Source organism: Halovulum sp. GXIMD14793 (genome assembly GCF_054457435.1).
The window spans coordinates 1-7,759 of sequence record NZ_JBTLNE010000094.1; the positions used below are offsets into that span (position 1 = coordinate 1).

Annotated in this window: 4 protein-coding genes and 2 pseudogenes; 2 read left to right on the forward strand and 4 right to left on the reverse strand. The window is 50.9% G+C overall.

Features of this window, described 5'->3' with window-relative positions:
• Positions 1-234: 234 nt before the first annotated feature.
• Positions 235-1,382: pseudogene (locus tag ACW9UQ_RS17880) on the reverse strand (IS91 family transposase).
• Between the two features lie 187 nt (positions 1,383-1,569).
• Between ACW9UQ_RS17880 and ACW9UQ_RS17885 the strand changes: the two are divergent.
• The gene (locus tag ACW9UQ_RS17885; RefSeq protein WP_458932359.1) at positions 1,570-1,806 is read left to right on the forward strand and encodes an RHS repeat-associated core domain-containing protein; all 237 of its coding nucleotides are present in this window, start codon (positions 1,570-1,572) and stop codon (positions 1,804-1,806) included.
• 159 nt (positions 1,807-1,965) lie between these two features.
• On the opposite strand, the gene ACW9UQ_RS17890 is transcribed toward ACW9UQ_RS17885, so the two are convergent.
• Both ACW9UQ_RS17890 and ACW9UQ_RS17895 read right to left on the reverse strand, forming a co-directional pair.
• Positions 1,966-2,955: a glycosyltransferase family 2 protein gene (locus tag ACW9UQ_RS17890; protein ID WP_458932360.1), complete on the reverse strand. Its 990-nt coding sequence runs from the start codon at positions 2,953-2,955 to the stop codon at positions 1,966-1,968.
• Between the two features lie 152 nt (positions 2,956-3,107).
• Positions 3,108-4,237, reverse strand: a pseudogene (locus ACW9UQ_RS17895) (IS3 family transposase).
• A gap of 379 nt (positions 4,238-4,616) precedes the next feature.
• Between ACW9UQ_RS17895 and ACW9UQ_RS17900 the strand changes: the two are divergent.
• Positions 4,617-5,021: a hypothetical protein gene (locus ACW9UQ_RS17900; RefSeq protein ID WP_458932361.1), complete on the forward strand. Its 405-nt coding sequence runs from the start codon at positions 4,617-4,619 to the stop codon at positions 5,019-5,021.
• Between the two features lie 910 nt (positions 5,022-5,931).
• Here the strand turns inward: ACW9UQ_RS17900 and ACW9UQ_RS17905 are convergent.
• Entirely contained in the window at positions 5,932-6,867 is a 936-nt protein-coding gene (locus ACW9UQ_RS17905) for a lipid A-modifier LpxR family protein (RefSeq protein ID WP_458932362.1), read from the reverse strand.
• Positions 6,868-7,759 lie beyond the last annotated feature (892 nt).

Consider the following 7,759-nt stretch of genomic DNA (forward strand, 5'->3'; position numbering starts at 1 on the left):
CTTTGATCATCCCAATGATTTGGACTTCCGTGAAACGGCTCTTTCGCATTCGTTTGCTCCTTCAAAAGGTTGAGCAAACTCTACATCAGAACGAGGGAAGTTTCGGGGGGCAGGTCAGCCTTATTGCGTTGGTTTGGCTCCCGTTGCGACACATGGATAGCATTGGGGCAAAGCATCTTTTCGACCGGCGCGGTGAGCGTCGGACTAGGAAGTTGGAAGAGGATGGGCTCTTCATCATGCGGCCTGCTTTCTTGGTGGGGCTCGGGTTCGGGGGTTCTGTCCGCGCCGGAAGGTCTCGATGATGCACATCAGGGCACCGCAGTTGGGGCATGGTTCGCGCAGAGTCAGGGGTGGTAGCGCTTCCTCTAAAGCGTTTCGAGTTTACCTTGAGACATCACATAAAATCGAAACGCGTACACCATATAGGCTTATTACTGCGTTTCAGGATAATCTTTTGTCTCAGGTTTATCCCGAACGCTTTAATGGTGGGTCCGGCTCCGCCTGTTTGACATCCCCCAGCAATGCGCGGATCCGGACGACTTTCTCTTTGCGACCGGCACCTGCCAGGAAGCCGTAATGGCGAATGCGATGGAACGGTCTGGGAGGACGTGCATCAGGAAGCGGCGGATGAACTCATGCGTATTGAGCCGCATTGTCTTCATGCGATCCCCACTTTTGATCCGGTAGTCTTTCCATTTGAACGCCACGGTGCTTGCATCAGCGCTGACCAGGCGGTGGTTGGAGATGGCGATGCGGTGGGTGTAGCGGGACAGGTATGCCAGTACGGCTTCTGGCCCGCCAAAGGGTGGTTCGGCGTAGACGACCCAGTCGACCTTGCGCAGGGGTGCCAACCATTCGGCGAAGGCACTGGCATCTGCCAATGCGGTGAGATCACCAAAGAACCTCAACTGTCCTGCGCGGTGCAAGGCCTTCAGGCCTTCCAGAAACAACCGCCGGAACAACCGCGACAGCACGCGTACATGGAGAAAGAACCCAGGCTTGCAAGCAACCCACCGGGTGCCATCTGGCGCGAGACCTCCACCTGGGACAATCATATGGATGTGAGGATGATGGGTGAGCGCTGATCCCCAGGTATGCAGCACGCTGGTCATACCGACGCGCGCTCCAAGGCGCTTGGGATCAGCGGCAATGGTCGCCACTGTCTCAGTTGATGCTTGAAACAACAGGCTGTAGATCGCGCGCTTGTTCCAAAGGGCGATCCGCGCGATCTCTGCGGGCAGCGTGAAGACCACATGAAAGTACTCGACCGGCAACAGGTCCTCGGCGCGGGCCGCCATCCAGTCCCGTGCAGCCGGTGCCTGGCACTTCGGGCAATACCGCTTCAAAAGCCTGAATACTTGGCGTCGTGTCAGATCCAACATGTTCGCGGCATTGTCGACTGACAGCCGTCCGTCATCGACCTGTGCCAATACTTCCACGCGGTTCAGCTCGCGCTCGCTCATAATCACCCATCCCATGCCCGATCTCTCTGCCTGTTATCGTTGTGGGCGAGAGTGACATTCCTGAATTGCAGATGGGTGACATTTTAGCTTTGTCGCTACACACGCTATGTTGCATAATCTATATTATGTTAAAATATTATGGCCATCTCTCCTAAAAGCCCGCCGCACCGACTTAATCGCCTACGGCGCCCCCCCCCAACAAGACTGGACCTGGCAAGCCGCCGTCGCAACGGAAGAAAAAGGCTTCATCGGCGAACGCTACGACGAAGAAGCGGGGCTGAGCTACCTCAACGCAAGATGCTACGACCCGGCCCTCGGACGCTTTATCCATCCCGACGGGTGAGAGGCCACTCGTAAGCTTCCTTCGAACCCGACCTAATGTCGTCGCTGGTGACCTGCTTCACTTGGTCAGACCATATGGCTGGAGAGTACAGCACCTTAAGTATGTCGACATAGCTTAACGCGACATGCGTAAACCTCTCGCACGAGATGCTGAGCCAGCTCAGGGCCCAAAGACCTTCTCAATGGAACCATTGAAATCCAATCGGAGCTTTAGAAGTTTCCTGTGTTTTCTTAGTCTGCGGAGCAAATCCGGGCTGGCAGTGTTGAAGTCCCGGATTAATTCCGTCAATTGGTGGTCTTTCAAACCAGTATCTTGCCTAAGGCGCCGATAAAGTTTCTTCTGCTGCTTTCCAGCACGGTTATAGCTCACGTTACCTGATTCGCGAGTTGGTGGAGGCAGCCAGTCCAGCAGATCGAAAGAATAGAAATGGCACAGGACCACGCCATGTTGATCGAGGCGTCGAGGTAGTCTCTCACCGCATGAATCAAACCCGTGTATCCGAAATGTTGGATCTGGCAGCCCTGTACGTACAATAACTTTGCCTATCTTATGCCCGAGCAGGCCAGATGGCTGCGAAGGTCCAAGCTCAGGATATAAGTACTTCGCCACACTTGGATCCTCATGTTCAAGTATGCGGCTTTTGAAGTAATAGTATTTGGCTTCCCAATTGACACCATCTGCAAAAGTTAAAGCTTCGACTGGCCGAAACCGGGCTATTGCGCAATCTGGTTTGGCCCGCTCAAGAGTCATACCCAGAGGACGTTTCCGTGCGAATAGAAACTCGTCAATATCGATATGCGCAAGCCACTCATTTGAGGACTTCTCATAGGCTTGCGTTGCATTGATTTCTTGACGTTTCTGATGGGTGTCTGGGCGGCCTCCAGGGTAGGATGACCAGTAATTTTCATCACAGATGATGACTTTGACTCTTGGTATGTTTCTCAAACCGTTGATCACATCTTGAGCAGGTGTATCAAGATATAGGGTCACCTGAGCAGCGCCCATCCTTAGGTGATGGGCGACAAACCGTTTTATTGGCAGAAGATCAGCGCAAGTGGTTGTTACCGTTTCCCACTGCGCACCCACTCGAGATAGCCTTTGTACCTCACCCCTTAATCTTGAGATTGGCCGGGTTAGCAAATTCACCATGTCGGTCTCTTATCGATGAAAGGGCTTTAAGAGCCCTACTACAGAATTGTTATGTCCGAGATTAGGGGGGGGGGAGAAAAGATCAGAAACGAGGATGTTTGGGTATCACAGACTTGGACGTGTCACGTTTTCGTGCCGCCCCAAGTGCTCGTTTAGGCCACTTTCCGTTCGAAAGCGACCGGGCTTTTCCAGCCCAGTGCTGAGTGCCGTCTTCGCGGATTGTAGAAGCCGTTGATGTATTCGAAGATTGCCATTTCCGCAGTTCTGCGCGTTGACCACGACCTGCGCCAGAGCAGCTCTGCCTTTATCGTCTTGAAGAAGGCTTCGACTGCAGAGTTGTCATAGCAATTGCCCTTGCCGCTCATCGACACCTGGAACTCGTGCTGGCGCAGCAGTTTTTGGTAATCGTGAGAACAGTATTGGCTGCCACGATCAGTGTGGTGGATGCAGCCCTTGGGCGGTTGTCGTAGTGCAACTGCCATCTTCAAGGCTCGGATCGCAGATCGCGTTTCATACGGTTCGATACGGCCCATCCGATCACGCGGCGGGAATAAAGGTCCAGGATCACTGCCAGATACAGCCAGCCTTCACGCGTCCAGACATAGCTGATATCGCCAGCCCATTTTTTGGTTTGGCCCGTCCGCGTGGAACTCCCGGTTCAGCAGGTTGGGTGCAATGTTGAAGGCGTGGTTGCTGTCAGTCGTCACCTTGTATTTCTTCGACCTCTCTACCCGTATGCCATTCTCGCGCATCAATCGACCAACACGGCGATGACCGATGTTCAGGCCAATCTCCTTTAGCTCCTTGGTTATCCTTGGGCGGCCGTAGCTGCCCAAGCTAAGACGCGATTGTTCCTTGATGTGCGCCAAGACAACCATATCGGTCCGCTGCCTTTGGCTCGCCGGGCGGCTGCGATAGGCGCGCAGGCCACGTGAACTGACACCCAGAACCTGACAAAGGCGGTTGGTCGGGAACTCCTGGCCACACTCCTCGATGAACCGGAACCTCATGGCCTTTGGCTCGCGAAGAAGGCTGTGGCCTTTTTTAGAATGTCCCTCTCCTCCTTGAGAATCCGGTTCTCCCGTCGAAGTCGCTCGTTCTCAAGGGCAAGGTCGAGGTCTTTGTCCGACGCCACCTCAGTGTCACGATGAGCCGTCACCCATTTGTTTAGCGTCGAAAGGCCAACACCCAAATCAGATGCAACCTGTTTGCGTGTTAGCCCACTTGTCAGCGCAATCCGCACCGCATCAGCACGAAACTCGTCCGTCCGTTTCGATCCCATAGCTCGTCTCCTTTGCTGCAATAAATGCTATCAAAGGAGCGGCATCAAACCGCGACACGTCGAACTTGATGCTGTTGGTGTGTAGTGTAGGCTCCCAGTGGACATGAGTGCGAAGCCGCGATAAGTTAGGACTGTACAATATGGTTCTCGTGAGCCACGAGCACAAATTCATAATCCTCAAGACCACAAAGGCCGCAGGAACGTCTGTCGAGATGGCCCTGGACAGTTTTTGTGTCCCGGCAGATCATGTAATTCAGCACCACGGTCCGGAGCGTATCAGTGAACAAGGCGTAGTCGCGGGCCGCTAAAAAAGAACAACGGCGGTGACCTAGCTCCCTGATAATGCTAAAAAATACAGCTGCGATACCAGCCCGCCGCGATGAGAAAAGACGAAAAACTCTTGCCCACGGTGGCAGACGGTTGGGGAGCAGAGCAAAAAGACGGAAAACTCTGTCCCAACGTGGCAGAAGGTTGGGTGGCAGAGCAGGGTGTGCTAATTTACCAGCGCTTTGCGGTAGCAAACTTGGAGGCCAAAGAGAGAATGACAAAACTTGATGCGAGAATTGACGACCTGCAAGCTGGATATAACCAACTTACGGCGAAATTGCAGGAACTTTCTGATAGGGTCGCCGCCCAAACATATATATTGCGAGCAGCTTCGGTTGAGGAGGAGCCAGTTGAGTTGTTGCGGAAGCTGGATCGCGTTGCTGAGGTGTACAAGGACACCGAATGGGAAGGCATCCGTCCGGTTGCTGCCCTAGTTTTAGGTATTGCAGAGGACTGACACGTGATAGCCGCTAACTCCAGAGCCAGCTTGCTAGATCATCAATGTTTCAATAGATCAAATGGAGCCAACCTTAAGCCTAGCGCCCTCCGAAACGTCTTATGGTAAAGGGCGTGTTCTGCATAAAGACAATCAATATCCCGTTTTCCATCCATTTGCCCTACTTATGTCACATTTATTTAAATATTTCAGTTTTTGACGATTGAGTCCGGCAGCGACTATGAAGCACCAGAAAGAACATGTTCCTGAGTGGGTTTGCTCTGTGATAGATGACTTGTGCAAGTATCTAACACGCACAGGACGACCCCTTACAGCCAATGCGCTTAGAGATGCTCTTGCTCAAGGAGGTTGCTCGTTTGATCGGGTGGGAGAGGCGTCACCCGGAACGACGATGGGACCAATTTCTGACATTCAGCGACCGTCGTCTTCATAGTGCTTTACTTAAAATTTAAAGGAGCTCATAAAATCAACGAGCTGAAAAGAAGATTTTTATTTATCTTATCTCATAGAAATCTTAGATTTTAATATGACGCATTATCAAGTAATTGTATCAAAGTATTTTATCAAGACTTTTTTGAGCTATCAAATTGCTTCTGCATCCAAACGTCTAGAAGGTGATCAGGTATCAGGTGTATCGGTGGTAGTTGAGTCGAGTACTTGGTGCTCTTCAAGTCCAAGTAGTGATTCATTATAAAATCTAGTAGATCCTCCGATGCTTCAAATAGACCAGCTGACCGAAGGCTTGACGCGCTCTCTGAAAGCAAATCAATAAGCCAGGAATTGTCATAACTCTGCATCTTTGCGATCCATATTTTTTCAGTGGAATATTCATGCATTTTATTACTCTATTCCAGTTAATACTATATTGATTTTTCAAACCAAAAAAATGTCTTTGAGGACGACGATGACCTCAGAATCTTAAGTCGAAAGCTATAATTCCTAGCCTCTGGCTATTGCGTTGTTGAGTAAACTCTTTAGACAGCCAAGCTTGACCCACAAACATGCTAAACGAGTCTGAAAGCGTAGTCTGCAGGCCAAGTCTTGCGCGATATCTAATTGCCTCAAGTGTTAGAGAGGATGACTCTGGAATAAACGCCGAAGAGGATACAAATGCGATGTCAAAACCGGCGACCAGTGACGTGCTTATGGGGTCCTGCAATCGAAAGATGTCTTGCTTTGTGCCCTGAAGCGCGCCTGTGACCACTTCTCTGGCCCATCGCCTATTGGCAGCCATTTGCCCGACAATTAAGTCTGCGCCGACTGTAAGTTTATTCTCGTATCCTAGCTGTCCTTCCACGAAGGGGCGCAGATTGACTGCATTTCGAATAGGTAAGTTCCGGGAAGCCTCGATTTGGAACATGGGTAGGATTTGGTTCCGAAGAGATGGCTGGTTACTTTCCTCTGGCAAATAGGTGCGCCCGCGCCTGGCAAGACCTAAGGCCTCATGGGTGGCCTGTTGAAGGCGTGCCACACCAGTTTGATCGCCTACTGCGAGCAACTCGCCACCGATTCTGAAGTGAGTGCGACCCGAGTCTAAATGTGCGAATGCAGCAATACCAATTGCGCCAACATACGGTCTATCACTCGGGTTTCGGCGCGTAGAGGCTGGAGAGATGATCTCGAGCCGGTATCTTAATTCCGTTTCGATGCCGTTGTGAAGATTCTTGAAGAAGTAGGATTTCTGGCTTGCATGGGACCGGTATCTGTCGTGCCCGTCACCTATTGCATCATTGGTATGTATTGCAACATCGCCAACAAATTCGCCAATGACGGTACCGGCGATGGTTAGTTGCGACGACATCAGAAGCGCATAGGCTGCAACAAGAATTCTCTTTAGATGTGCCAAGAAATTTTCTCCTATTTCCTAAAGTTTTTGCGCTTGACGCCCATCACAAATATCTCCCTGAGAAGCATGGTGCCTGACCGCGGGCGCATGTTTCCGGAGGAGTTTTAAGTTCCGAGGCTCTCAGGGCGCCCAGAACTAGAATAGAATTATCCGTGTCGATCACTGCGAAAGGCCGTCATTTTTACTGTTATAGATTTGCTGTTATATATGCATACAGTAAATAATTGATTAATAATTGTTTATGGAAGCGCTAAGTAATAGTTAACTATTTGAATTATATATTTAAGGTGCAACTTAGTCAAAGTTAGGAATGCAATATGAAATATAGTAACGCAGCCCTTCTACTAGCTTTTTCATGGATTGCGCTCCCTGCGCTCGCAGTGGGTGATGACCCGTATGCAGGATTTCCCAGGGTATATGTAAGCGACGAAAAAGACCTATCGATGAGGGTTTTCCCGAATGGGTGTCAATATGCGCGGGCGACAGTGATGGCCCGAAAGGCAGGTTATCTGCACTCGTGGCATCTGGTCATTAACTCGATTGGCAATGCTGCGTCGTCGGGCAAAAGTTGTAGGTCAACCTATGTTCAAGTTGGCTCGCTAAATCAATTAAGTGACTAGTGTTTGTAGCAACCTTCAGTAGCGGGAATTTTGTCCGTCGTCAGGGTTTTTGGGACCAAAGGCGGCCTGAAGTAAGCGAGAGTTTGGCTCATCTTGTTGGTTTGATTATGCGGCGTGTTTGCGGTGATGCAAGCGGCGCGCTTCGAGCGTCTTTCTGACCTGCCCCCCGAAACTTCCCTCGTTCTGATGTAGAGTTTGCTCAACCTTTTGAAGGAGCAAACGAATGCGAAAGAGCCGTTTCACGGAAGTCCAAATCATTGGGATGATCAAAG

Coding starts and splice junctions, on each gene's coding strand:
- ACW9UQ_RS17885 (WP_458932359.1), top strand. CDS start 1,570: ATGTTGCATAATCTATATTATGTTAAAATATTATGGCCATCTCTCCTA.
- ACW9UQ_RS17890 (WP_458932360.1), bottom strand. CDS start 2,955: ATGGTGAATTTGCTAACCCGGCCAATCTCAAGATTAAGGGGTGAGGTA.
- ACW9UQ_RS17900 (WP_458932361.1), top strand. CDS start 4,617: ATGAGAAAAGACGAAAAACTCTTGCCCACGGTGGCAGACGGTTGGGGA.